Annotated in this window: 17 protein-coding genes and 2 riboswitches; of the genes, 11 read left to right on the forward strand and 6 right to left on the reverse strand. The window is 60.9% G+C overall.

Annotation, left to right across the window (positions count from 1 at the left end):
- Positions 1-44: 44 nt before the first annotated feature.
- The 4 genes from BLU71_RS09585 to cobW form a co-directional block, all read right to left on the reverse strand.
- Positions 45-794 carry a vWA domain-containing protein gene (locus tag BLU71_RS09585; protein WP_083352922.1) on the reverse strand — a complete coding sequence of 250 codons (750 nt, stop codon included), beginning with the start codon at positions 792-794 and terminating at the stop codon, positions 45-47.
- A complete protein-coding gene (locus BLU71_RS09590) occupies positions 710-1,720 on the reverse strand; it encodes an ATP-binding protein (RefSeq protein ID WP_083352923.1) in 1,011 nt (336 codons plus the stop codon). The genes BLU71_RS09585 and BLU71_RS09590 overlap by 85 nt, the downstream gene beginning before the upstream one ends.
- Before the next feature lie 217 nt (positions 1,721-1,937).
- On the reverse strand, positions 1,938-5,786 hold the full coding sequence (gene cobN, locus BLU71_RS09595; RefSeq protein WP_083352924.1) for a cobaltochelatase subunit CobN: 3,849 nt from the start codon (positions 5,784-5,786) through the stop codon (positions 1,938-1,940).
- Between the two features lie 3 nt (positions 5,787-5,789).
- Positions 5,790-6,854, reverse strand: a complete 1,065-nt coding sequence (gene cobW / locus BLU71_RS09600; protein ID WP_042610347.1) for a cobalamin biosynthesis protein CobW — start codon at positions 6,852-6,854, stop codon at positions 5,790-5,792.
- 98 nt (positions 6,855-6,952) lie between these two features.
- A riboswitch (cobalamin riboswitch) is annotated at positions 6,953-7,158 on the reverse strand.
- A 347-nt stretch (positions 7,159-7,505) separates the two neighbouring features.
- Here cobW and BLU71_RS09605 point away from each other — a divergent pair.
- The 10 genes from BLU71_RS09605 (at position 7,506) to cobM (ending at position 16,392) form a co-directional block, all read left to right on the forward strand.
- A complete protein-coding gene (locus BLU71_RS09605) occupies positions 7,506-8,258 on the forward strand; it encodes a 2OG-Fe dioxygenase family protein (protein ID WP_156889226.1) in 753 nt (250 codons plus the stop codon).
- A complete protein-coding gene (locus tag BLU71_RS09610) occupies positions 8,258-9,538 on the forward strand; it encodes a hypothetical protein (protein WP_064361778.1) in 1,281 nt (426 codons plus the stop codon). Before BLU71_RS09605 ends, BLU71_RS09610 begins: the two co-directional genes overlap by 1 nt.
- On the forward strand, positions 9,535-11,955 hold the full coding sequence (locus BLU71_RS09615) for an ATP-grasp domain-containing protein (protein WP_064361779.1): 2,421 nt from the start codon (positions 9,535-9,537) through the stop codon (positions 11,953-11,955). Before BLU71_RS09610 ends, BLU71_RS09615 begins: the two co-directional genes overlap by 4 nt.
- On the forward strand, positions 11,952-12,869 hold the full coding sequence (locus BLU71_RS09620) for a sugar phosphate isomerase/epimerase family protein (RefSeq protein ID WP_083352925.1): 918 nt from the start codon (positions 11,952-11,954) through the stop codon (positions 12,867-12,869). Before BLU71_RS09615 ends, BLU71_RS09620 begins: the two co-directional genes overlap by 4 nt.
- The gene (locus BLU71_RS09625) at positions 12,859-13,557 is read left to right on the forward strand and encodes an AzlC family ABC transporter permease (RefSeq protein WP_083352926.1); all 699 of its coding nucleotides are present in this window, start codon (positions 12,859-12,861) and stop codon (positions 13,555-13,557) included. Before BLU71_RS09620 ends, BLU71_RS09625 begins: the two co-directional genes overlap by 11 nt.
- Complete coding sequence (locus BLU71_RS09630; RefSeq protein WP_042610343.1) at positions 13,544-13,870, forward strand: AzlD domain-containing protein; 327 nt, start codon at positions 13,544-13,546, stop codon at positions 13,868-13,870. Before BLU71_RS09625 ends, BLU71_RS09630 begins: the two co-directional genes overlap by 14 nt.
- 33 nt (positions 13,871-13,903) lie before the next feature.
- Positions 13,904-14,124: riboswitch (cobalamin riboswitch) on the forward strand.
- Between the two features lie 122 nt (positions 14,125-14,246).
- Complete coding sequence (locus BLU71_RS09635) at positions 14,247-14,444, forward strand: CbtB domain-containing protein (RefSeq protein WP_042610342.1); 198 nt, start codon at positions 14,247-14,249, stop codon at positions 14,442-14,444.
- 11 nt (positions 14,445-14,455) lie between these two features.
- Positions 14,456-15,157 (forward strand): CbtA family protein, encoded by a 702-nt coding sequence (locus BLU71_RS09640; RefSeq protein ID WP_065617194.1) that lies wholly within the window; start codon positions 14,456-14,458, stop codon positions 15,155-15,157.
- Entirely contained in the window at positions 15,154-15,567 is a 414-nt protein-coding gene (locus BLU71_RS09645) for a cobalamin biosynthesis protein (RefSeq protein WP_083352927.1), read from the forward strand. The genes BLU71_RS09640 and BLU71_RS09645 overlap by 4 nt, the downstream gene beginning before the upstream one ends.
- Positions 15,568-15,645: 78 nt before the next feature.
- Positions 15,646-16,392 (forward strand): precorrin-4 C(11)-methyltransferase, encoded by a 747-nt coding sequence (gene cobM / locus BLU71_RS09650; protein ID WP_083352928.1) that lies wholly within the window; start codon positions 15,646-15,648, stop codon positions 16,390-16,392.
- A gap of 166 nt (positions 16,393-16,558) precedes the next feature.
- Here cobM and nfuA read toward each other — a convergent pair whose 3' ends face one another.
- The gene (gene nfuA / locus BLU71_RS09655; protein ID WP_003225494.1) at positions 16,559-17,143 is read right to left on the reverse strand and encodes a Fe-S biogenesis protein NfuA; all 585 of its coding nucleotides are present in this window, start codon (positions 17,141-17,143) and stop codon (positions 16,559-16,561) included.
- Positions 17,144-17,415: 272 nt separating this feature from the next.
- On the opposite strand from nfuA, the gene BLU71_RS09660 reads away from it, so the two are divergent.
- Positions 17,416-21,873 carry an SET domain-containing protein-lysine N-methyltransferase gene (locus tag BLU71_RS09660; RefSeq protein WP_083352929.1) on the forward strand — a complete coding sequence of 1,486 codons (4,458 nt, stop codon included), beginning with the start codon at positions 17,416-17,418 and terminating at the stop codon, positions 21,871-21,873.
- Positions 21,874-21,983: 110 nt separating this feature from the next.
- On the opposite strand, the gene BLU71_RS09665 is transcribed toward BLU71_RS09660, so the two are convergent.
- Positions 21,984-24,278: a fatty acid cis/trans isomerase gene (locus BLU71_RS09665; RefSeq protein ID WP_083352930.1), complete on the reverse strand. Its 2,295-nt coding sequence runs from the start codon at positions 24,276-24,278 to the stop codon at positions 21,984-21,986.
- Positions 24,279-24,428 lie beyond the last annotated feature (150 nt).

Raw genomic sequence — 24,428 nt, forward strand, 5'->3', positions numbered from 1 at the left:
GAGTGAGCCTGCTCGCGATGAGGCCCGAGCAAACACAGAAAGTATCAGAGAGAAACCGGCTCATCGATATGCCGATACTGCGCTTGCAGCGCTGTCGCCAGTTCCTTCGCCCGGCCCAGTCGAATCGGCCCGCGCTCGATGTCGATCAGCAGTGCCGGGCACGCCAACGCTGGCAGCGCCGACAGGTCTTTCACCCGACCATCGGTCAGGATCAGACAGCGCTGCATTTCAGTGGGAAAGTGTTTGCGCCGCACCGTCAGCCATTGCTGCGCCTGCTCCAGCGCCGCAAGCAGCGGCGTGCCGCCACCGGCGCCCAAACCGTCGAGCCAGAGACGCAGGCCACTGGATGCCTTCAAACCTTGCACCTGCCACTTCGGCACGGCACCACTGGCCGTCAGCAAGGCCAGCCGCGCCCGCTGGCGGTAGGCATCGTCGAACAATTGCGCGAGCAGGCCTTTGGCGTCGCTCAAGGCCCGATGGCGACGGGTCGAGGCCGACGCATCGACGATCACCAACCAGACTTCGTGGGGTGAACGGGTGCGCTGCTGAAACAGCAGATCAGCGCGGTTCCGAGGGCGACCGTTGAGCAGCGTCCCCGGCCAGTTCACCGAACCGCTGCTGGCGCTCTGCCGTTGGCCCTGGCGACCATTGGCGAGGCGTCCGGCGCGGGGTCTGGCATTCGCCCCCGCGTCGGATCGGGGGCGAATGCCTAGGGCTTTTTTGCCTGCGGCGGCCAGCTCGGGACTTCGCGACGGGCGCCGGCAAGTTGCGCGGTGGCCGGCATTTCGCCCCATTGGCCCTGCCCTTCGCCGGGTTTGCTCTCTGCACCTGACGGCGGTGGCGCAGGCGACTCAGCGTTGGCCGAAGGTTGTTCGCGACGGCGATGGCGCAAGGCAAATTCGGCCACGGCATCGATGTCCTGCTCGGCAATCGCATCCGCGCCACGCCACGCGGCATGGGCGCGGGCCGCGCGCAACCACACCAGATCGGCGCGCAAGCCATCGACGCCAGCAGCGAAACAACGCTCGGTAATCAACGCCAATGCTGCATCGTCCAGAGGGATTTCCACCAACAGCTTCCGGGCGCTTTCACAGCGCGAGCGCAAGGCGTGTTGCTCGGTTTCCCACTGCGCGCAGAACGCCTGCGGACCGCTGTCGAAATCCAGCCGTCGGCGAATGATCTGTCCGCGCTCGGTCGGCGCGGTATGGCCGCTGAGAGCGACATTCAAGCCGAATCGATCGAGCAATTGCGGGCGCAACTCGCCCTCTTCCGGGTTCATGGTGCCGATCAGGACGAATTTCGCCGAATGTCGATGGGAAATGCCGTCGCGCTCGATCAGGTTGGTGCCACTGGCGGCGACATCGAGCAGCAGGTCCACCAGGTGGTCGGGCAGCAGATTGACTTCATCGACGTACAGCACGCCACCGTCGGCCTTGGCCAGCACCCCCGGGGAAAACTTCGCGCGACCGTCGCTCAGGGCGGCGTCAAGATCGAGCGTGCCGACCAGACGCTCTTCGGTAGCACCCAGCGGCAAGGTGACGAATTGGCCGCTGGCGAGCAGATCCGCCAAGCCCCGCGCCAGTGTCGACTTGGCCATGCCACGCGGACCTTCGATCAGCACGCCACCGATTTTCGGGTCGATGGCCGTCAGGCACAGGGCGAGTTTCAGGTCATCGGCGCCGACCACGGCGGAGAGCGGGAAATGCGGGGTGTCGGTCATCAGGTTTTCTCTTTCGTGGTCGTGAGTGGTCTTGAAATTTAGGTGTGGCAGTTGTTGCCCTCACCCTAGCCCTCTCCCAGAGGGAGAGGGAACTGACCGTGTTGGTCTTTCGAGTTCCGTCGACCTGATGCATCGGTGCGACACACATTTCGACAGCGCTAAAGATCGGCTCCCTCTCCCTCCGGGAGAGGGCTGGGGTGAGGGTAGCTCTGAGCGGTTACATGTCTTCCTCTATATCCAAGAGCAAGTTCTCTAACGCTTCTTTATAAGCCCCCGGCTCCTGCCACATCCCCCGCTGCTGCGCCTCGAGCATGCGCTCGGTCATGTCGCGCAGCGCGTGGGGATTATGCTCACGGACAAAATCCCGCGTCGCCGGATCGAGCAAATACGCATCCGCCAGCAACGCGTATTGATGATCATCAATCAACTGCGTGGTCGCATCGAAGGCGAACAGATTATCAACGGTCGCAGCGAGTTCGAACGCGCCTTTGTAGCCGTGACGCTTGACCCCGTCGATCCACTTCGGATTCGCTGCCCGCGAGCGCACTACGCGGTTCAGCTCTTCCTTCAAGGTACGGATCTTCGGCAGATCCGGCTGACTGTGATCGCCGTGATAGCTGGCCGCCGCCTCGCCGCGCAGGCTTTCCACCGCAGCGAGCATGCCGCCCTGAAACTGGTAATAATCGTTGGAATCGAGCAGGTCATGCTCGCGGTTGTCCTGGTTTTGCAGGACTGCCTGCACCTGGCTGAGGCGCTGGCTGAATTGCTCACGTGCCGCCGTACCCTCGTCAGCGCTGCCGTAAGCATAGGCGCCCCAGTTCAGGTAAACCTCGGCGAGGTCTTCGCGGGTCTGCCACAGACGCCCGTCGATCGCGCCTTGCACACCGGCGCCATAAGCCCCCGGCTTGGCGCCGAAGATCCGCCACCCGGCCTGACGCCGCGCGGTATCTTCATCGACGCCCGATTCCAACAGAACCTCGCGCTCGGCACGCACTTTGGCGGCCAGTGGATTCAAGTCGTCCGGTTCGTCCAGCGCGGCCACCGCTTGCACGGCGGCGTCGAACAGGCGGATCAGATTGGCAAATGCATCACGGAAAAAACCCGAGACCCGCAGCGTCACGTCGACCCTTGGGCGATCGAGCAGACTCAGCGGCAGAATCTCGAAATCATCCACGCGCTGACTGCCCGTGGCCCAGACCGGACGCACGCCCATCAGCGCCATGGCCTGAGCAATGTCATCGCCGCCGGTGCGCATGGTCGCGGTGCCCCAGACGGACAGGCCGAGCTGGCGCAAATGATCGCCGTGATCCTGCAGATGCCGTTCGAGAATCAGCGTGGCGGATTGGAAGCCGATGCGCCACGCGGTGGTCGTCGGCAGATTTCGCACGTCCACCGAGTAGAAGTTGCGCCCGGTGGGCAGCACGTCGAGGCGGCCACGGCTGGGTGCGCCGCTGGGGCCGGCCGGGACGAAACGACCGCTGAGGGCGTCGAGCAGGCCGCGCATTTCCGCCGGGCCGCAAGCGTCGAGGCGTGGGGCGACGACTTCGCGCAGGGACTGGATGATTACATTTACGTCAGACCACCCCGATCCCTGTAGGAGCGAGCCTGCTCGCGATAGCGGTGTGTCATTCAACACTGAATTGCCTGATCCGCCGCCATCGCGAGCAGGCTCACTCCTACAGGGGGATTGCAGTGTCTGGGAGATCAGGTCGGTGGCAAACAGTTCGAGCCGTTCGCGGGTGTCGCCGGCGGTGCGCCACAGTTCATCGCTGACGGCCTGCAACTCGCTCGGTCGCGGGCCGTTCCACGGATCGGCCAATGTGCAATCCAGCGGATCGAAGGCCAATTCAAACGCCTTGGCCAAGGCCCGCAACAGGCTCGACTGCGCGCCCTTGCCGTCACCGCGCGGAATCCGCAGCAACGCCAGTAACGTGTCAATGCGCAAGCGCCCGCTCGGCGACTCACCGAAGATGTGCAAGCCATCGCGAATCTGCGATTCCTTCAAATCGCACAGATAAGTGTCCAGACGTGGCAGCCAGATCGCCGCATCGGCATCGCTGTCGAGCGCAGCATCCAGCTGCAATTCGCGGTCGATTTGCGTGTCACGCACCAGTTGCAGAATGTCGCGCTGAAGCTCACGGGCGCGGCGTGGATCGAGCAGTTGCGCCTCGTAATATTCGTCGGCGAGCAACTCCAGATTGCGCAGCGGCCCATAGGTTTCGGCGCGGGTCAGCGGCGGCATCAAATGGTCGATGATCACCGCTTGCGTGCGCCGTTTGGCCTGAGCGCCCTCGCCCGGGTCGTTGACGATAAACGGATAGACATTCGGTAGCGGCCCGAGCAGTGCGTCCGGCCAGCAATTCTCTGATAGACCGACGCCTTTGCCCGGAAGCCATTCAAGGTTGCCGTGCTTGCCGACATGGATTACGCCGTGAGCGCCGTAGGTGTTGCGCAACCAGAAATAGAACGCCAGATAGCCGTGCGGCGGCACCAGGTCCGGGTCGTGATACACCGCGCTCGGATCGACCTGATACCCGCGCGCCGGTTGAATGCCGACGAAGGTCAGAGCGAACCGCAGGCCGGCGATCATCAGGCGCCCGTCGCGGCACATCGGATCGTTGTGTGGCGATCCCCACCGCTCGAGCACCGCAGCGCGATTCGCTTCCGGCAGCGCGTTGAACATCGCCAGGTAATCGTCCATCGCCAGGCTTTGCTGGCATGGGCGCAGGTCAAGGCTGTCGAGGTCATTGCTGACCCCGCCGAGCAGTTGCTGAATCAGCTCGGTGCCGCTGTCGGGCAACTCGGCAGTGACCGGATAACCGTGTTCGCGCAGTGCGCGCAGGATGTTCAGCGCCGCTGCCGGCGTATCGAGGCCGACACCGTTGCCGATGCGGCCGTCGCGGGTCGGGTAGTTGGCGAGGATCAGCGCGATGCGTTTCTCGCCGTTGGGCACGCGCGCCAGATCGATCCAGCGCCGCGCCAGTTCGGCGACGAAATCCATGCGCTCGGGCTGGGCGCGGTAGCAGACCACATCGGACTGACTGCGCTCGCTGCGCCAGGCCAGATCCTTGAAGCTGATCGGCCGACTGATGATGCGTCCATCGAGTTCCGGCAAGGCAATGTGCATCGCCAGATCCCGCGGCCCAAGACCCTGTTCGCTGTCGCGCCAGCCGGGCTCGTTGTCCTGGGCGCAGATTGCCTGGATCACCGGAATGTTGCGGCGAAACGGGCGCAGATGCGGCGCCTCGGGGCTCGATTGGGCAAAACCGGTGGTGTTGAGAATCACCCCGGCCTCGACCTCATCCAGCCACTCCTCGACCACCGACAGGCAGCCCGGTTCTTTCAGACTGGCCACCGCGATCGGCAGCGGATTGAGCCCGGCCGCCTGCAAACGCTGACAGAACACATCGATGAACGCGGTGTTCGCCGCTTGCAAGTGCGAGCGATAAAACAACAGCGCCGCCACTGGTTGAGCAGGCAGCCACTCGGCTTGCCAGTCGCTCAGGGCAGCGCTGTTTTTCTGTGGGTGATAAATCGCCGTACGCGGCAGGGTCTGCGGTTCGCTCCACGGGTAATCGCGGGCGAACCATTGGTTGCCCAGGCACCGGAAGAAATCCAGCGCATTGCCCATGCCGCCCTGACGCAGGAATTGCCAGAGGCGATCCCGTGCTTCGGCGCTGACCGTGCTCAAGTCGCTGAGCTCGGGATCCGGGCGGTCGTCGCCGGGCACCAGAATCAGTTGCACGCCGCGTTCGGACAGTTCGATCAGCCGCTCGACACCATAGCGCCAATAGGCGATGCCGCCGTGCAGCGAGATCAGAATGACCTTGGCGTGGCGCAGCACTTCGTCCACGTACAGATCGACCGACGCGTGATTCTGCACCTGCATCGGGTTGGCCAGACGCAGGCTCGGATAATCCTCCGGCAATTGCTGCGCAGCTTCGGCGAGCAGCGCCAGGCTGGAATCGCCGCTGCACAGGATTACCAGCTCGGCCGGGGTTTGTCCGAGGTCGGCAATGTTGTCATCCGAGACGAATCCGCCGGGCTGGGTCCTGAGCAGGTGCATGAGTTAAACGCTGAGCGCAGCGCGCAATTGCGCTTCGAGCTGCGCAGCATCGAGTTCCTGACCGATCAGCACCAGGCGCGTGACGCGGGCTTCTTCGGCGCCCCACTGGCGGTCGAAATGCTTGTCGAAACGCGTGCCCACCCCCTGGATCAACAGGCGCATCGGCTTGTTCGGAATTGCCGCGAAACCTTTCACGCGCAGGATGCCGTGTTGCACCACCAGTTGCGTCAACGCATCGAGCAGCAGGCTTTCATCAGCCTGCGGCAGTTCGATGGAGATCGAATCGAAGGCGTCGTGATCGTGGTCGTCGTCATCACCGTCGTGGTGGTGATCGTGGTGGCTATGGCGGCTGTCGATGTGCTCCTCGGAACCGGCACCGAGGCCGATCAGCACGTCGAGTGGCAGGCGACCGTTGCTGGCTTCGATGATTTTCACTGCTGGCGGCAGTTCTTCGGCGACTTCAGCGCGTACCCGAGCCAGATCTTCCGGGCTGGTCTGATCGGCCTTGTTGAGGATGACCAGATCGGCGCTGGCCAGTTGATCGGCGAACAGCTCGTGCAGCGGCGATTCATGGTCGAGATTCGGATCGAGCTTGCGCTGGGCGTCGACCTGATCCGGGAACGCGGCAAAGGTGCCAGCGGCCACGGCCGGGCTGTCGACCACGGTGATCACCGCGTCGACGGTGCAGGCGCTGCGGATTTCCGGCCACTGGAAGGCTTGCACCAACGGCTTGGGCAGGGCCAGGCCGGAGGTTTCGATAAGGATGTGATCGAGGTCACCCCGGCGGGCAACCAGTTCACGCATTACCGGGAAGAACTCTTCCTGCACCGTGCAGCACAGGCAGCCATTGGCCAATTCGTACACCCGGCCACTGGCCTCTTCTTCGGTGCAGCCGATGGTGCATTGCTTGAGGATTTCCCCGTCGATGCCCAGCTCGCCAAACTCGTTGACGATCACCGCGATGCGCCGGCCCTGAGCGTTGTCGAGCATATGGCGCAGCAGCGTGGTTTTGCCCGAACCGAGGAAACCGGTGACGATGGTGACGGGAAGTTTGGCCAGTGTTTTCATCGGTATGCCCTTTGGCAAGCGGCGGGCATACGGGACGAGAACCGGCAGCGCGCGTGCGCGTCGGAAGCATTCGCCACCGGATCACCCCGCCCGGTTGTAGTGAGAATCTGTGACGAGGCAGGTCTCCTGGCTGACGGTGTTCAGGCGCCGGGCCTGGCATTCGTTGCGCCTTCCCGCTGGCTTGAGCCTGCAGTGGCGTGGCAACGAACATCACCGTTCACAGTTGCGGGGGCAGCCGCGGCTTCGACCGCGTTCCCTTCTTAGCTTCGGCAAGTGCCGAAGAACCTCGAAAGCGCAAGGCTACGCATGCCCGGGAGGCGGGTCAACAGCTGCAACGTCGCCGCTATATGAACATGAATCTTTCATATATAAGCCGCGATCAGTTCTCATTTGAAAAATTGTCTGTAAGTTATTTCCTACATATATGGATGCACGCATTAAAACGCAACTCGCGCTAGAGCGTGAATTAGAGCTATTAAACAACCCCATTACATTTCTTTACAAAAACCAATTTGATAATTTGAAACAGGATATGAACTATAAATATTCATACGGACTATGAATCACACCTAAAAGGATTTTCTGCATGCCTGATTTTCGTCAGCGTTCAATCCTGTTTTTTCATAACCAGACTGTAAGCGAGTCAGCACCGTGAGCGCTGGCAATGCATTACGGCAATCAGACCAAGCCGTATTAAAACAACTTTCCGAATTACTGGGTAATTGCCACTACGCGCACAGTTACGATTATCCAATGGCAGAACTTGCATCGCTCGGTCGGGACGCGTTCCGCGACTTCAATGCGACCTGGGAGCGTTTGTGCGCCGATGCGTACTTGAGCGCGGAGAACGGTACCCGCGAGCGGCGCATCTGCAAGTTCGAATATCGCCACCGCGAAGGCCAGTGGACGCCGTTGCCCGACTGCCACTTTTTTCAGACCGAAGCGCACAATCCGCTGCTGGGCGGCGTCCAGCGCACTTATCAGCGCAGCGAAGCGACGTTTATCGAGTCCGCAGTATTGCGCTCGTTGCTGGCCGCCGACCTGGCGCTGATGGAGTTGACGGTCGGCCGGCGTGACTGGCTAGTGACCTGCCATCAGTTCCGCATCCTCTGCGATCCAGGCCATAGCGGGCACGCCACGCCCGAGGGCCGGCATCGTGACGGGCATGATTTTGTTTTTCAACACCTGATCAATCGCCAGCATGTCATTGGCGGCGAGAGCCGGATATTCCATGACGATAGCGGCTGTGTGTTCAACGCAACGCTTACGGATTATCTGGAAACTATCGTGTTGAATGACCGGATACTTATGCACGATGTTTCTCCATTGCAAACATCAGGCTTTAATTCCGATCGCGGCAGCCGCGACATGTTGATCATTGACTTCGACCTGGCGGACTTCTAATGAATCATTCAAATCATGCACTTCCCATCGCCCTGCCTGGCACCCATGATTTTATTCTGAAGCAGTTCCAGCAAGCCTGTTCGCGGCGAACTTCCACACTGTCGTTGACGGCCAATGAAAACATCCTGTCAGACACTGCGCGGACGCTCGGGCAAAACCGGCACTACGAGCGCTATCTGTTCAACGCCAAGGCCATTGACGGGCAGCGCTACGCCGCCGAATTCAACGGTATGCAGATCGAACACTTTCCTGAAGTCGAGACATTGAAGGCGTTGGCGACGCAAGCTGCGCAGGCGATGTTCAACGCGCCATTTGTTGAATATCGCGTACTCTCCGGCGTCCATTGCACCCTGAGCGTATTGGCCGCCCTGACCGAACCGGGGGATACCATTGTGTCGCTGGCGCCCGAGAGCGGCGGCCATTTTGCCACTGGACCTCTGGTACGACGAATCGGCAGACACAGCGTTTATTGCAGGCTGACAGCAGACGGACAAATCGATCTCGAGCATTTCCAGCAAGTTGTTCAGTCACTCGCTGCGCCTCCCTCGGCGGTGCTGATCGATCATGGCCTGACCATCCGCGCCATCGCCATCAGACCGTTGCGCGCATTGCTCGACCGCTGCGGCCTCGAGCGAACCCTGATTTTCTATGACGCCTCGCACACTTTCGGACTGATCGCAGGTCAGGCATTCCCGAATCCGCTCGACGACGGTGCCGACATCCTGCAAGGCAACACCCACAAGTCCATGGCCGGTCCGCACCGGGCGCTGATCGTCACGCGCCGCGCCGACCTGGCCCGGTCGATCGAGCAGACGCTCAGCGGCGGCCTGGTGTCGTCGCCCAATCTGCCCGGTTTGCTGCAACTGTTCGTCACCCTCATGGAAACCGAGTGTTTCGGCCAGGCCTACGCTCGACGCATGTGCGCCAATAGCCAGCAACTGCACGACGCGCTGGTCGACATTCCAGGCTGGAAACTGCACCCCACCGACACGCACTTGCTGCTGCTGGAAGGCGAACAGGCGAGGCGCGCGGCGCAGCAGCTCAACGAGCTGGGCATCCGGGTCAACAACAAACAAGTGAACGGTCGGGATTGCCTGCGCTTCGGACTTCAGGAAATCACCCGCCTGGGCATCACCCCAGAGGATCTCGAGGCGTTGGCGCAGATTATCCGTAACGTCCTCAATGGCGGTGCAAACGGCGTCGACCGGATCCGTTTGGCGCATATTTGCCAGCGCCTGAACCAGGTTCACTACAGCTTCGATCAGGAGACATGCCAATGAGCGCGCCAGCCTGCCTGATTCTTGGCAACATCCGCGATGGCGAATACGAGGGCCTGCTGGCCGAGGGCATCACGCCCCTGCTGATTGCCGACAGCCGCAAAACCAGCAAGATCGCCGACGCGAAGCGGATTTTGCCGGTCGCGCTGTACGACTTTTCCAAAGGACTGACGGCCGAACTGATTGAACTGACGCAACAGTTGCTCAACCAGCACCGCTTCACCAGCGTGCTGAACTTCCGTGAGAGCTACGTCGCCATCTCGGCGCAGCTGTGCGCGGCAATTCCGGCACTGGCTCATCTGCACCGCAACGTCGAGAACACCCTCGACAAGGTGCTGCAGCGTCAACGTTTCCTGCGATCGGACAACCCTGATCTGCACGTGGTGTCACGTGAAGTGCGCATCGACGATCTGCTGGCACGCCCTGCTGAACTGCCCTACCCGTTCATTCTCAAACCGGCCAGCCTCTACAGCAGTCTGTTCGTGCGCTGCATCCATGACCGACAGGAGCTGCTCGATTACGCGACCCATGAATGGCCAATGCTGCTGCGGTATGTCGCCGGCAAAACCCGCGAGAGCGATGAGTTGCTGCTGGAGGAATTCCTTCAGGGGTCCAATCACTCCATTGATTGCGCGATTGAACCGGACGGCACGATCCACAGCTTTGCCATTGTCGATGTCATCGCCGGTATCGATATCGGTCGCGGTGATTTCCACCACTTCGCCCGTTACACGCCTTCGACCCTTGCAGCCGATGCGCATCTGCACGAGCGCTGCCAGCGCCTGGCCCACGATGCGGTCAAAGCCCTTGAGCTCAAGGGCACCTTTGCCCATGTCGAATTCATTCTCACTGCCAACGGCCCGCGAATCCTCGAAGTCGGCGCACGCCCGGGCGGCAGCCGGATTCACGTCATCCGTCAAGCCTGGGACCTGGCACTGGATGTCTGCTACCACCGGGCGCTCAGTGCACAACCGCTGCCTTCGGCCAGTCAGACGCCAACACCGTTCGGCATCGCCACACCCTTTGCCCGTTCCGACCGTCTCTTTGACGGCCTGCATCACGCCGAACGCATTAGCGCTGTGCCGGGTTTTCAGCGCTGGTACGCCTACGTGAATCCGGGAGAGGCCATCGGCCCGGTCAGCAACGGGTTTCAAAACTATCTTTACCTCGAATTCAGACAGTCCGACACCGCAAGCCTGCGCCAGTCACTGCTGGCGGTTGCGGACATCGATGTGTATGGCGAAAACGCCAGGGCAGCGGATACCAGACATGTTCTGGTGATCGGCGGGCGCGATTCGGGACTGGATTGGGACACGGCGCGACAGCTGCGCTTTACCCTTGTGCAACAGCCAGCCGATGTGACGGATTACCAGCGTCAGCAGGCAACGCTGGTGCTGACGGCGGATATCGCCGACCTGTCGGCCTACCGCGAAACGATCGAGCGGCTGCACCAGCAACGCCCCTTCGACGCCGTTGTATCGTTCTCGGAACTGGGTCTGTTGCCCGCCTCGCAACTGGGTGAACAACTGGGTATCAGCCACAACAGCCTGCGCAGCGTCGAAGTCAGCCGCGACAAGTTGCGCTTCCGCCAGTTGCTCCAGGGCAGCCGCTACGAGTTGCCGGCTGGCGCGGTCAACAGTGTCGAGGACGTTCGCGCCTTCGTGCTTCGCCACGGCCCGGCCATTGTCAAACCCGTCGATGGCTCAGGCAGCCTGGGCGTCTACGCCATCGACACGGCGGAAGATGCCGAAGGTCTGGCGCTCGCAGGTCGTAATCTGATCGAAGCGTTCGCCCGGGGTGACGAATACAGCGTCGAGTCCCTGAGCCTGGACGGCCACCATCAGATTCTCGGCATTACCCGCAAACACACCAGTGGCGCGCCGGGTTACGTCGAAACCGGGCATGATTTTCCCGCCGCACTCGACAGCGCCAGTCGCGCCCGGATCGAAGACGCAGTGCTGTGGCTGCTCGAACGCATGGGCAATCGTTGGGGGCCGGCGCATACCGAGATCAAACTCGACGGTTCACGCCTGCATTTCATCGAAACCCAGACCCGCTTCGGCGGTGACCAGATCTGGGAAATGGTCTGGAAAACCACAGGCGTGCACCTCGCCGCCAGCACTATCGCCGGCATGACCGGTATTGCGCTGCCGGCGCCTGCAAAACAGTTCGTGAAAATGGCCATCCGCTACATCGAAGCAGACCCTGCAACCGATCCGCAGCCACTCAAGGCCCGTCTCCTGCAGCAGCCGTTCGCACTGCGCGCGAGCCTCAATCAGGACAGGTTCGGCCGTCCGATCCGCCGCTCCGCCGATCGCCACGGTTACGTGTTGCTGGCCTGCAGTGACGCGGATGACCCGGCGCTTTTCAATGCCGCGATTTCCAATCCTCCCTTCACTACCCAAGGACAGGTGCAATGACCCAAGACCAGACGCTGTACTACATCGATGGACCGATCAGCCGCGACTTTCCGCTGATCTCGTTTTCCACTAACGTATACGACAACCCGGCCGACATTCTTGGTTCGATCACCGATCTGGCCCGGTACTTCAAGGCGGTGGAGTTCGAAATCGGCGAGGATGCCGAACAGGTGTTCTGGTCTCTGGACACCGGTCAACGTGCCCAGCTGGCAGGCCAGATCCGCGACTTTACCCATCGACACGGCATCACGCTCACGGTGCATGCCGGGTGGTGGGGGCGTCAGTACAACCTGTGTTCTGCGGATCAGGCTGAGCGTGCACAGGCCGTGGATTGTCTCAGCGCGGCCGTGGAGTTCTCCCGTACCGCCGGCGCTACCAGCGTGACGTTCCATCCTGGCTACAAGGACCAACTGGACAATGGTGAACTGCTGGACAATCTGATCGCCGCGATCAATCAGGTCAAGGCCCGTTGCAATACCACCGGCATCGCTCTGTGCCTGGAAAACATGGGTGGCCAGCGTCCGAAGTTCCCGGTATTCACGGTCGAGGAACACCTGCGGTTCCATCGCGAGACGGGTTGCTTCGTGACCATCGACGTAACGCACCTCTGTTCGCTGATGCCCTACGGCGACGATTTGTTCGCAGCCATCGCCGCACTGGCACCGGTTACCCGCCACCTGCACATCGCTGACCTCAATGGCACGCATCATCAGCACCTGCCGATCGGCGAAGGCGACCTGCGTCTGAGCGACGTGCTCAATCGTTTCGCGGTCAATGGTTATCGGGGCGTGGCGGTGGTGGAGGAATTCATCCCGCGCTTTTCCACCGAGTATTACCTGGAGAAGGCCCTGGCCTACAAACAGGGCGTAGAGACCTTACTTGCCGACGCGCGACAGAACACCCATGCCGGCTGAAACGAGTCTGGCGAAACCTGCGGTACACAGCGAGATAGCGACCGGCATCCGCGACGCGCTGCCTTTCGTGTTCTCGCTCTTGCTGACCTTCACCCTGATCGGCATGCTCGGGCGTCGTCATGGCCTGGAGTTGCCGGCCATGGTGGTGTTCAGCGGCACGGTGATGGCCTCGCCATTGCAACTGACGCTGCTGGAGACGCCCGCGCATCTGCTCAATGCCTTTGGGGTGCTGGTCTCGGCGCTGAGTATCAATTTGCGTTTTCTGGTATTCACCTTGAGCTTGAAATCCAGCCTTGATGGCCCGGTCAAAGCGTTCATCCCGGCGCTGGCGGTGATGGCCAATGCAGCCTTTACGCTGATGTCGATTCGCAAGGAGCAGCAACCGCTCAGCCGCCGCTACGCCAACACCGTGTGTTTTTTACTGTATGCCGCCGCTCTGCTTGGCACCGTGGCCGGCTATTGCTTCGCCAGCCTGGCCGACAATGCCTTGATGGATCACGCCAGCGTGGTAATCGCGATCTTCCTCAGTGCTTCGCTGGGCAAGATGGCCCGCGACCGTCAGAGCTTCCACGGGCAATGGATTGCCGGCCTGGCCAGCGCCGCGAGCCTGTTGTGGCTGGGCGAGATCAGCCTGTTGCTGGTGCTTGCGGTCACGGTCCTGACGAGTTATGCCTATGACCGACCCTAGTACGTTCTGGCTGTACGTGGCGATCTGCGCACTGGTGTCGGCGATCTGCCGCTTGCTGCCCCTGGCAGTCAATGTCGAACGGCTGTCGGGCGGCGCCCGCACCTTTATCGATCGATTGGGCAAATACACTTCGGTGGCGATGCTGGTGAGTCTGCTGGCGGGTTCGCTTTATCCCCTGGTCAGACAGCACGCGGAGAACATGCCGTGGGTGGCGCCAGTGGCGCTGGCCTGGTTGCTGAGCCTGACGCGAATCAAGTCCTACTATGCGTTTCTGATCGCTTTGGCGTTATACGTGCTGCTCGCAATGCGCTAGCGGTCGATTGACGGCCATCGCCGCCCATGCTCTCCTACACACCTTGTTACGGGTGCCCTTCACAGGGTGAAACGGGAAACCGGTGAATCATGTGCTTTACTCAAAGCCCATGTCAGTCCGGTGCTGCCCCCGCAACGGTAAGCGAGCGAAGCGTCAGATCCACTGTGCCCCGGCATGGGAAGGTGATGCTTGCAGGTCGGCCTGGTGCCAACCCCTCGTGAGCCCGGAGACCGGCCCGCAACACCCAGCGCGCACCCGTGCCGCTGACCACAAACAAACCCGCGGTGGGCGGGCGCTGTTCGAAATCCCCGCGTGCCCGGCTCGCAGGGATTTTCATGCGCTCGATTCACCCGCTGACATTTCAGAGGGAAGCGCTATGTCGATCATCAGCAATACCGCCAGCCAAACTGACCACATCTCCAGTACAGCCACTTTGGGCCAACGCGTGGCTGCCGCCCTCTTCGCCTCGATCCTCGGTGCCAGCCTGGTCTGGTTCGCCGGTTTCTCGCACATCGAAGCGGTGCACAACGCCGCTCACGATACCCGCCACAGCGCCGCGTTCCCGTGCCACTGAGGTCTGCCGAGATGATCAAGCGTATCGCGCAAACCGCAGGCTTCACCGGCTTGCTGGCCGCCCTGCTGCTGACCCTGCTGCAAAGTTTCTGGGTATCGCCATTGATTCTTCAGGCCGAAACCTTCGAGAAATCCGAACCGGTCGCCGAAGTCCACGAGCACGCCGCCGGCACCGCTGCCCACAGCCATGATGCCGAAGCCTGGGAACCGGAAGACGGCTGGCAACGCGTGGTCTCGACCACTGGCGGTAATCTGGTGGTGGCGGTGGGTTTCGCCCTGATGCTCGCCGGCCTATACACCCTGCGCGCGCCGACCAGGACTTCGCAAGGTCCGCTCTGGGGTCTGGCCGGTTACGCCACGTTCGTTCTCGCACCGACCCTGGGCCTGCCACCGGAGTTGCCGGGTACCGCAGCTGCCGATCTGGCGTCGCGGCAGATCTGGTGGATCGGCACTGCCGCTTCGACCGCGGTCGGTCTGGCTCTGCTCGCCTTCAGCCGCCACTGGTTGATGAAGATCCTCGGTGTGGCGATCCTTGCCGTGCCCCATGTGATCGGCGCGCCGCAACCGCAAGTGCATGCCATGCTCGCGCCCGAGGCACTGGAAACCCAGTTCAAAATCGCTTCGCAGCTGACCAACATAGCGTTCTGGCTGGCCCTGGGCCTGATCAGTGCGTGGTTGTTCCGCCGCAAAAGCGCGGGCCATTATCAGGCATGACCGATGACCGCGCCGCGCAGCCGCTGGTTGTCGGTTTTGGCTGCCAGCGCGGCTGCCCGGCCAGTACGCTGCGCGCGCTGCTCGATCAGGCGTTGCAGGCGCATCGCATTGAACTGCGAGCCATCAAGGCGTTGGCCAGTATCGATCTGAAGCGCGACGAACCGGGTCTGCTGGAGCTGGCCACCCAGTTGAATCTGCCGTTGCAGTACTTCAGCAGTGCCGAACTGGCCGTTTACCAGCCGCGTCTCAGCCATCATTCGCAGATCGCTTTCGAGCGCACCGGTTGCTACGGCGTCGCCGAAAGCGCTGCGCTGGCCCTGGCCGAGCAGCTGATTCAGGCGCCGGCAAAACTGCTGATTTCCCGGCAGAAATATGCCCAGGCCACGCTGGCATTGGCCGGTGCGGGGTAAAATCCGGATAATTCCCGCCATCGATCATGAGCACACTTCATTTGAAGTGCGGCTGCGCTTCTCCTCAAGGATTCAACGATGACCGTCTACTTCATCGGCGCCGGCCCCGGCGACCCGGAACTCATCACCGTCAAAGGCCAACGCCTGATTCGCAATTGCCCGGTGATCATCTACGCCGGTTCACTGGTGCCGACGGCAGTGCTGGAAGGTCACCAGGCCGAAACCGTGGTCAACAGCGCTGAACTGCATCTGGAACAGATCATCGATTTGATCAGGGCCGCCCATGCCAAAGGTCAGGATGTCGCGCGTGTGCATTCGGGAGATCCGAGTCTGTATGGGGCGATTGGCGAGCAGATCCGTTATTTGCGTGAGTTGCAGATTCCTTTCGAGATAATCCCTGGTGTCACCGCCACAGCGGCCTGCGCAGCGCTGCTGGGCGCCGAGCTGACCCTGCCGGACATCTCGCAAAGCGTGATCCTCACTCGCTATGCCGACAAGACGGCGATGCCGGCCGGCGAAGAACTGGCGAGCCTGGCGCAGCATGGTGCGACCATGGCGATTCATCTGGGGGTCAATCATCTGGAGAAGATACTGGTCGAACTGCGGCCGCATTACGGCGCGGATTGTCCGATTGCAGTGATTCATCGGGCGACGTGGCCGGATCAGGACTGGGTGGTTGGCACGCTGGCGGACATTGCCGGGAAGGTCGAGACCAAGGGGTTTCGGCGTACGGCGCTGATTCTGGTCGGGCGAGTGTTGGGCAGTGAGGTGTTCAGCGAGTCTTCGTTGTATCGCGCCGGGCATGCGCATCTGTACAGACCCTGAAAACAAGTGTGGCGAGGGCGCTTGCTCCCGCTGGATCGCGGAGCGATCCCAGCATCAGACAACCCATTCATCACGGGTAGATGCGTCGCCTGAGTTGTGACTGCTACGCAGTCAAGCGGGAGCAAGCTCCCTCGCCACAGCGCCGTTTCAGTACACAGCGAACGCCTTAGTAGTAGGCGTTTTCTTTCTGCGTATGGTCGGTCACGTCACGTACACCTTTGAGTTCCGGGATGCGCTCGAGCAAAGTGCGCTCGATGCCTTCCTTCAGGGTCACGTCAGCCTGGCCGCAGCCCTGGCAGCCGCCACCGAACTGCAACACGGCGATGCCGTCCTCGACCACATCGATCAGGCTGACCTGACCGCCGTGGCTGGCCAGCCCCGGGTTGATCTCGGTTTGCAGGTAATAGTTGATGCGCTCGTTGACCGGGCTGTCGGCGTTGACCATCGGTACTTTGGCGTTCGGCGCCTTGATGGTCAGCTGGCCGCCCATCCGGTCGGTCGCGTAATCGACGACCGCGTCGTCAAGAAACGCTTCGCTGAAGGAATCGATGTACGCGGTGAAGCTTTTCAGCCCCAGCGCCGTATCTTCAGGCTTCTCTTCGCCCGGCTTGCAGTACGCAATGCAGGTTTCGGCGTACTGAGTGCCAGGCTGGGTGATGAAAACGCGGATGCCGATGCCCGGGGTGTTCTGCTTGGAGAGCAGATCGGCCAGATAATCATGGGCGGCGTCGGTAATGGTAATAGCGGTCATAAAAACTCCTCGCAGGCTTGGGCGCAGTTTACGCCAAATGACGCGGCTGACAAAGTCCTAGTATTTTTGTCGGAAAACGCCGGATTCGTCGTTCCGCCCAGCGCCTCGTGGCATCGTCAGGCCCGCTTGCGCGCGCGGACGGCCACGTAAACAAATGGATACTGAAACAGGCACAAGGCATATATATGTATGCCTCGGGGATTTTTTCGGCCGATATATTCACCGCCTTCGTTTACTTGCAAGTTCCATTGCACTTATTTCAAAGGCGCTCAATGAATACATCGTTATCAGGGTTCTATAGCCGAACGCCACCGCGCAGACTGCAGGATCTCAACCACCTGATCAGCTACCTGCACACCCTCGTTGGTGAGCATTTCAACAGTGACCCACGCGACCTTTACTATCACCCTCCTGCCAGTTCTGCGCTGGGGCGCGAATGCCGGGAAGCATTTCGGGTTTTGAACAAGCTGGAAAAGGATGAAGACTTTATCAGGCATATTTCAACGCCGGGCGGCGTCGATAAATCGCCTCTAGGCAATGACTTCCTATACGACCTTGTATCGTTCCACTTGAGCTCCGCCAAAACGCCAGCGCCCTCCCCCCCGGAAGTTTTCAGCATAGCCGGTCACTCAGTGATTCTCAGAGAGGTCCCGGTCTACTGGTCTATCGACGTCGATGTCTTGCTGGATATTCACCGTAAAGTCGGCAACGGCGTCAAAAGCGACGGCTCGGTCAGGCTCGATCTGGTGCTTGCCTACTACTCGCTGCAACCGCAGCGGCCCGCCACCAGCGCCGACTGGCAGCGCCTTCTGCACAATCTGGTTGACCATCGCGCACTGTGGCTGCTTGGACATGACGGGCACGTCAGTGACATTGAGCACCTGTTGGGCGCTGCGGGTGATCAAGCGATCATGCGCATTGTTCGCCAGATTAAAGTGCAAACATCCCGTTCGCTGTTGGCAAACCTGCTGCCGGAAAAACTCAATGACAAACTGGAGAAATTGGCCAACACCACCCCCGTCGCTCTCCTGGAAACCGCTTTGGGTTCTGCAAAGAACCTGCAACTGGCTCAACGCATTGCCAACGAACTGGACTGGTACGGTGCAGGCGACAACCAGCAGTGCCCCCCTGGCGTGTTGAAAAAACTGTTGTGGCGAGCGCTCTGGTTAACGGTAAAACCCGACGCCAACAGTAATCATCGAAACGAGTTGCAGATCCTTATCGAAACCGGCAGCCGCTACGCTTGCATACGGCAATCGCTGGTCGAGCATTTCCAACGAACGCTTGGCGTCAATCAAACCACCGCCTTACTGGCAGTCGCGATTTTCAGAAGCAATATCGCCAGCGAAGCCTGGGTCGAGGACATTCCCGAGGAGCTTCCTTACGGCACTTCTAGCACCTGGGCCAATTTCAAGAGCGGCTTTATTCTGGCCGAAACCATTGCCCCCGGGTCATCCCGGCATATGACGTTCGAACAACTGCTCAACCTGCCAGCCGAGCATTATCAGGCGCATGCCGATGATGTTGAGCAGCAGCGGCTGGTAACGGCAGCCAAAGCGCGTTCTGCGCTGGATTGGGCAGTGGAAACGGGACTGCTGGGAATTCGTCATGCGCCGTACTCGCTGAGTGAAGTCGAGCTGGCAGTGCAGACACTCGAGCAGCACGAACGCGACATGGTCAGTGCAATGCAAAACCTCGCGTCCAGACCCCCGAGCCGCTTTCGTTACGACACCGACGCGGCATTCGACGAGGCCTTCCGCAACTGGCTGGATACTCCGCGAGCCGCCTACGCGACGCTCATCAGAACATTACTGAGCCAGTACCTGCCGGCGTGCGGCACCGATCTTGAGCGCGACGAAGTGGTCGTTTACTCGTTAAGGCTGCCACTGCATGACACCCAGGTGGAGCATGAGAACCGGACGAACACCGACGCCGTTCGTGCGCGCTCGGGGTTTATTTTGCGCACGCTCAACCCTGCCTACCCGACCGACCCACGTTACATTGAAGTTTTCCCGTTCGCAGGCGTTGTGCGCCTGCGCAAAGAGATGAAGTCGCTGCAAGTGGGCGGTGAGATTGTCGTCGAGAAGGTCGGGTCAAGCAGCCGGACCAGCCGAGGCGCCTTCAGAAAAGGCACTGAATTGCCCTTCGACTGGGAAGCCTACCGCGATGGCTCGAAACCCAGGGAAAACCAGCAAGCGGTATTGATCGTGGAACAGTTCGGCGAGACGTTCGAGGCTGTTGCAATCGAACAGCGAACCCCGGACGTTGCGGCGCGGACGCTGCCCTTTGCCGCGAACAACCTGACGTCGGCGCGAGCTGAAAAACTGGCCGCGATGATCGCCAGAGAACTGTTCTTCAAGGATGAGCCAGCGTTACTGGAACAGACCCGTAAAGCGACGCGCAGCATGGACATCGGTCGGGACTTTATCGAGGACATGACCTTCTGGGGAAAAATGTTCGTGCCGTTCTGGGGTTCCATCGACGACCTGACATCGGGTGATCCTAGACGCATCGAGTCTGGCGGCCTGGGCCTGTTTACCGATGTGGTGTCTTTCGGCTTGCCCGTCGGCAAGTACATTGCGGGTTGTACCCGTCTGTTGAGCGGCGCTGGCAGAATCGGGCTGCGCCTCGCGTTGCCAAGGCTCTCCACCCTGACACGAACGTTGCTTGTTTCTACGCTGCGGGAGCTCAATCCTCTGGAGAGCGTTATTGCCCTGCTCAGACTGGGTCGCTTTGCTCTCGGCAAACTGAGTAGCGCGACCTTGCGACACGTGCGGATGGGCATCGCACACCTGCGCGACGGCACCATTGCTGCGCGCCATCTCAGTCCGGTCGATCCTGCGACCTGGGTGCCGCATCGAGCCGGCGACCAATTGTGCACCGTGGAAGGCATCGCCGATATTCCCATGCGCAATGTCGGCACCGCCGCAGCGCCCGACTTTCGCCTGATCGACCCTGTCTCCCATCAAGCGTTCGGCCCGCGCTACCGGCCACCCGTCACGGTGATCAGCAACAGCAACCCCCTGATACGTCGATACGCGGTAGAACCGCACTGGATTCAAGGCCTGAAAGCGGACTCGCGCGGCATATTCTTTCGTGCGGACTATAACCAGAAATTCATCTGCAACATCGACGAGCGCGGCACCATTGCCGTCTACCAGGTCAGGGACAACTCCTACGGGTTTATCGCAGAAACAGCGCAGACCGGGGAAAACAGCTTTTCTGTGGTGTTGGTCAACCCGAAAACCAACCGCGACCTGTCGATCAACCTGTCGTCGGTGAAACCCGGGCATTGGTACACAAAGGAAATCAGGGTGGCTGGTGGCGCGCCCGATCAGCCGAACGCGGTAACAGCCTTGCACCTGGAAAAGTGGTCGCAGTTCAGCGAAGTGATGCTGGACATCGCCATAAAAGCTTTTGCGAAGAAGCACGGTCTGGATCGGGCGGCGTTTCAGCAGTTCGTCCACACCCAGGGCCAGTTGAAACCCCTTGGCCAACAACTGCTGGACCAGGCCGGCACGGCTCGCACGGCCATTTCCTTCGACAATCTTGAGCAATGGCGGACGCTGTCGCAGGACAGTCGCAACCGCCTGACCCGCGAAGGATTCGCTGCCGAGCACAACCTGGACCCTCAGGATTTCCTCGCCCATGTCAACATGGATGGCAGCTTCAGGGCGCCGGGCACCGTGTTGGCAACCTATGCAAACCACCAGGCCTTCACCCCGCTGACCCCAGAGCATCTTCAGCAATGGCGGGCGCGCTACGACGTGACACGGTCGGCCAGCACGATGAACGCGTTTGTCGCTGAGAACAATTTGAACCCCGTGCTCTGGGCAACCTTCGTCAACGACGCCGGGCAACTGAGAAGTGCCGTAGCGGAAACCTTGCAAAGGGTCGCAGCGACGGATTCGGAGGTCTTGCTCGCGCGTAAATCACTGCCCCCGGGCACCGCGAAAAAATCGGCTGTCAGGCATTCACCCGAACCCTCGACTGCGCACAGCGACGGGCCATCCTCGCCACCCACGGCTGGCCCTTCCAAGCGTCCTCGACTGGACGTTACCGCCACCCTGCCACAGGACCTGACACCTTCGCTCGGGCACCAGATCAACAACAACGCGCCCATTCTGCAGGATCCGACGGATGTGCGAACAAGCCTGACGCGCAAGCTGGAAGGCGATATCGAACATATCGCGATCACTGAGGCCAACCGGCTCTTTGCGCACTTCCAGGGTGCCAGACTCAAAGAGATGACCCGGCGCATCACCGAGGATATCCACGAGTGGATCGCCGACGAAGGTCGGCACCATGCGAGGCTGACTCAACTTTTCGAGATCAGGAGACCGACCGAAGGTCCCGAGCGGGGTTTATCGGTGTTCGCCAAGGTCGATATCGAACCTTATGAAGTGCTCGGCCCTTACATCGGCAAACTGCACCGCACCGGCAAATCCCTGCGCGAGGAAATACTTGAAAAATCCACAGAGAAAGTCAGTACCTATCTTTACGAAACGGCAACCAAGAACGCCACCCTGAGCGGGCACGGCAACAGCAATGTGCTGAGCCTGATCAACGCCATCAACGTACCCGGCCAGACCAATATCGGCGTGGAGAACGTCGGTTCGATCTGCGTCGGCAAGTACATGGTGTTCTTTGTCGCGTGGGAAAAAATCCCGGCGGGTGGCGAGCTGTTTCTCGATTACGGCGCCAGTTACTGGAAACACCTGAAACCTTGACCGCCCCGGCTTATCAGGTTTTCAGCCGCTTCGGTGGTGCACAGAGGAATACGTGCACCACCGACAGAAGACAGATGAACGCTGCTCACACAGCATCTGCCCACGGCCGATCAAAGATTTTCGTACCGGTTCATGTCCAGTACACCCTCTTCCACCGGGTCGGTTTCGTGGATGTACTGGCTCAAATCGTGGAAATACTCCCAGAACTGCGGATGACTGCGGCGAATGCCCCAGCGCTCGACGATTTTCTCGAACCGGTTCGCGTCCCGGGCGTTTTCCATGGCATCGACAAATGCTGGAACCTGCGCGGCCGGCACATTGAACATGAAGTTCGGGTAACTGGTGAGTACGCCGGGATAGATCGTCAGGGTGTCGAGCCCTGGCTGATAGCGTCGCGACTCACCGAGCAAAAACGCCACGTTGCTGTGTGCCCGGTTGCGTAGCAGGCTGTAGACCTCGCGCTTGCCGCTGGCCGTCTCAACACGCAGCATGGTCGCTTCGGGCAACTGATCGATGACTTTCAGCCCGGCTGCCGGGCGCGAGGCCAGACGGCTCAAGGCCTGCTCTGCGTTCTGCAACGCCGGATCGATATTTGGCCGTGAGCAATAAGCACCGTCGCAGCGGTTGATCGGATCCGGCCGCGCATTCAGATCGCCGTAGCGCGTCAGCAACTGCAAGGCGAAATCACGTTTCGGATCTTTTTCGTCGAGTTTCAGCGCAGTCGGTTTGTCGTCGTCGATCGCCTCATAATCGAGCCACATCTTGAACTGGCCGCCATCCTGGTACCAATCATTGAGGTAGTCCTCGCGAGAGTCGGCGGGCATCAGGCGCAGAAAATTCTGCTCGGCACCGTTGCGGATCAGGTCGAAATACAGGCGGGTCTGCGCTTGATGGGAGACGTTGCCGAACACGTCGAAATTGACCGCGAGCTGGTAATAGGTGCGCTCCAGCAGCGGATAGTCGAACAGCCACATCGTCTGCGGCACCTCGCCGATCAAACCCTTGGTTACCGAGGCGCTGTCAAAGTGGCGGAAGATGCTCAACAGGGCGTTGTCGTTGCCGGCCCACAGCGTCGACCAGCTCGGCGCCGGCAGATCGGCGTAGCTGTCGCGGCGCAGGGCTTCGTATTCGTTGCGCTTGTCGCGGTAGTCGCGCCACAGGCTCAGCACGCTGCCGACGTCGTCGTTCTGCCCCGGCATCGCCAGCAGCGGCGTGGCCTGGCCGCGGTAGTTCGGGTCGGTGATATAGAGGTCATGCTCCGGCGCCTGGAACAGCGCCCAGAAGTTGTCGCGGATCACATCGGTCGCGATCTGCCCACGGCACACCGGCCCGCGAATGAAAGTACGGACGAAGTATTCGGCGTTATCGAGCATGAACTGATAGCGCGCCTGGGCTGGAATCGCTTCGAACGTGGCGAACGGATTGGCGCGGCTCTGTGGCCCGTAGCCCGGCAGCGCGTTGACCTGCCAGTTACCGTTGTAGAACAGGCTTTTGATCCGGGCCATTTTCGCCGCGCTCAGCGGATACGTGATGTGCGTCTTGTGCACGATCACCCCCTGCACCGGCCACAAGCGGTAATACACCCGCGTGCCCGGGTCGTCGTTGGGGCGGCGAGTGGCGATCAGGTCGATCGGCTGCCCACTCGGCGTGCGCGAACGCACCCACTGGAAATAATGCCCCGGCTCGCCATCCTTGAAATAGATGTGCGCCAGGTACCAGTGCTCGAACAGCCAGCGCCCGACCAGACTTTGCCGGGCACCGGGGGCGTTAAGCAGGTTTTCCCATTGGGCGATCTGCATCGCTTCTTTCGCGCTCGGCGCCAGGCTCTGCTCGTCGATCGGTGCGCCAGACGCCAGCCAGCGCTGCAAGGTCTGGTACTGCTGATCGGTCAGGCCGGTGACGGCCAGCGGCATGCCTTCTTTCGGGTGCGCCCCGGCATAAGCGTCGAATTCGCCAGGCATCGCGCAGAGATTGTTGCGGTTCAGCCCCAGGACGATGTCTTCGGGCAGCCTGGCGTTCGGCGTCAGCGGGGTCTTGTGGCCGAGTTCGAGCATGCGCGCCATCAGCGCGGCCTGACTGCCCTGGGCGTCGAGCACCGAATAGAAGTCTTTCTGCTGCCAGGCGCGCTTGCCGAAGGCGTCATAGAACAGTCGCGTTGTCGGTGCGGCCTGGGTGCGTTCGCCGTCGTACACCGGCATCTTGCTCGCGCCGCGGGCGGCGCCTTCGCCACTGCCCAGATTGAGCTGGCACGCCGAGTCGTAACAGGCATGGCAGGCCACGCACTTCTCGGTGAAGATCGGTTGGATGTCCCTGCTGTAGGAAATCGAAGGCGGCATCGCGGGATCTTGCGCCGCGACGCTCCCGCTCAGGACCAGCAACAATAAACTGATGACGCGGTACGGCATGCTGCTGATCCCGATGGTAAAAAAGGCTGCGATTCTACCGTTATGACGCTCGTACCAACATGAGCGATATTCATGCAAAAGCCGCACGTGCTCTAAAAGCGCACAGGTTTGCTATGATCCCGCTCCTTCGTAATGGTCTTTTCGAGTAGT

This window comes from Pseudomonas moraviensis, from assembly GCF_900105805.1.
In the GTDB taxonomy this organism is placed as follows: domain Bacteria; phylum Pseudomonadota; class Gammaproteobacteria; order Pseudomonadales; family Pseudomonadaceae; genus Aquipseudomonas; species Aquipseudomonas moraviensis_A.

What these genes read in the sequence shown, in the direction of transcription:
- BLU71_RS09660 (WP_083352929.1), top strand. Translation starts at nt 17,416, where the DNA reads ATGAATACATCGTTATCAGGGTTCTATAGCCGAACGCCACCGCGCAGA.
- cobN (WP_083352924.1), bottom strand. Translation starts at nt 5,786, where the DNA reads ATGCACCTGCTCAGGACCCAGCCCGGCGGATTCGTCTCGGATGACAAC.
- BLU71_RS09615 (WP_064361779.1), top strand. Translation starts at nt 9,535, where the DNA reads ATGAGCGCGCCAGCCTGCCTGATTCTTGGCAACATCCGCGATGGCGAA.
- cobM (WP_083352928.1), top strand. Translation starts at nt 15,646, where the DNA reads ATGACCGTCTACTTCATCGGCGCCGGCCCCGGCGACCCGGAACTCATC.
- BLU71_RS09590 (WP_083352923.1), bottom strand. Translation starts at nt 1,720, where the DNA reads ATGACCGACACCCCGCATTTCCCGCTCTCCGCCGTGGTCGGCGCCGAT.
- BLU71_RS09620 (WP_083352925.1), top strand. Translation starts at nt 11,952, where the DNA reads ATGACCCAAGACCAGACGCTGTACTACATCGATGGACCGATCAGCCGC.
- BLU71_RS09585 (WP_083352922.1), bottom strand. Translation starts at nt 794, where the DNA reads ATGGGGCGAAATGCCGGCCACCGCGCAACTTGCCGGCGCCCGTCGCGA.
- BLU71_RS09645 (WP_083352927.1), top strand. Translation starts at nt 15,154, where the DNA reads ATGACCGATGACCGCGCCGCGCAGCCGCTGGTTGTCGGTTTTGGCTGC.
- BLU71_RS09635 (WP_042610342.1), top strand. Translation starts at nt 14,247, where the DNA reads ATGTCGATCATCAGCAATACCGCCAGCCAAACTGACCACATCTCCAGT.
- BLU71_RS09610 (WP_064361778.1), top strand. Translation starts at nt 8,258, where the DNA reads ATGAATCATTCAAATCATGCACTTCCCATCGCCCTGCCTGGCACCCAT.
- BLU71_RS09625 (WP_083352926.1), top strand. Translation starts at nt 12,859, where the DNA reads ATGCCGGCTGAAACGAGTCTGGCGAAACCTGCGGTACACAGCGAGATA.
- BLU71_RS09665 (WP_083352930.1), bottom strand. Translation starts at nt 24,278, where the DNA reads ATGCCGTACCGCGTCATCAGTTTATTGTTGCTGGTCCTGAGCGGGAGC.
- nfuA (WP_003225494.1), bottom strand. Translation starts at nt 17,143, where the DNA reads ATGACCGCTATTACCATTACCGACGCCGCCCATGATTATCTGGCCGAT.
- BLU71_RS09640 (WP_065617194.1), top strand. Translation starts at nt 14,456, where the DNA reads ATGATCAAGCGTATCGCGCAAACCGCAGGCTTCACCGGCTTGCTGGCC.
- cobW (WP_042610347.1), bottom strand. Translation starts at nt 6,854, where the DNA reads ATGAAAACACTGGCCAAACTTCCCGTCACCATCGTCACCGGTTTCCTC.
- BLU71_RS09630 (WP_042610343.1), top strand. Translation starts at nt 13,544, where the DNA reads ATGACCGACCCTAGTACGTTCTGGCTGTACGTGGCGATCTGCGCACTG.